This is a genomic window from Amycolatopsis sp. NPDC003676, assembly GCF_053587275.1.
Window position 1 is genome coordinate 1 of the sequence record NZ_JBSFNS010000383.1, and the last position, 1,123, is coordinate 1,123.

General features: G+C 71.6%; 1 protein-coding gene. It reads left to right on the forward strand.

The window, feature by feature from the left end; all coding sequences use genetic code 11:
* A partial coding sequence (locus tag ACWDNU_RS46600; RefSeq protein ID WP_449673546.1) for an ATP-binding protein occupies positions 1–1,123 on the forward strand: 1,123 nt, incomplete at both ends.

The window sequence follows — 1,123 nt, forward strand, 5'->3', positions numbered from 1 at the left end:
CTCTCGGAGAACCCCGGTCTGGCCGCGGCGTGCGCGGCCGCCGACATCACCTTCATCGGTCCGGCACCTGAGGTGCTCGAGCTGACCGGCAACAAGGCCCGCGCCATCGCCGCGGCCAAGGCGGCCGGGCTGCCCGTGCTGGCCTCCTCGGCGCCGTCGACCGATGTCGACGAACTGCTCACCGCGGCAGCCGGCATCGGATTTCCGGTGTTCGTCAAAGCGGTCGCCGGCGGCGGCGGCCGCGGAATGCGCCGGGTCGAGGACCGAGCGCACCTGCGGTCCGCGATCGAAGCCGCCGCCCGCGAAGCCGAAGCAGCCTTCGGCGATCCGACGGTGTTCCTCGAACAGGCCGTGGTGAACCCGCGCCACATCGAGGTGCAGATCCTCGCCGACCAGCACGGCAATGTCATGCACCTGTTCGAGCGCGACTGCTCGCTGCAGCGCCGCCACCAGAAGGTGATCGAGCTCGCGCCCGCGCCGAACCTGGATCCCGCACTGCGCGAACGGATCTGCGCCGACGCCGTGGCCTTCGCCCGCCGGATCGGCTTCACCTGCGCGGGCACGGTGGAGTTCCTGCTCGACGAGCGCGGCAACCACGTCTTCATCGAGATGAACCCGCGCATCCAGGTCGAGCACACGGTCACCGAGGAGATCACCGACGTCGACCTGGTGCAGTCGCAGCTGCGCATCGCGTCCGGCGAGAGCCTGGCAGACCTGGGCCTGAGCCAGGACACGGTGTCGATCCGTGGCGCCGCGCTGCAGTGCCGCATCACCACCGAGGACCCGGCCAACGGCTTCCGCCCCGACACCGGCCGCATCACCGCCTACCGCACCCCCGGCGGCGCGGGCATCCGCCTCGACGGCGGCGCGAACCTGGGCGCGGAGATCGGCGCCTACTTCGACTCGATGCTGGTCAAGCTGACCTGCCGCGGTCGCGACCTGCCCGCCGCGGCCGCCCGCGCCCGGCGCGCGCTCGCCGAGTTCCGCATCCGTGGCGTCACGACCAACATCCCCTTCCTGCTCTCGGTGCTCGACGATCCGGACTTCCAGGCGGGCCGGGTCACCACCTCGTTCATCGACGAGCGACCGGAGTTGCTGACCTCGCGCGGCTCGGCCGACCGTG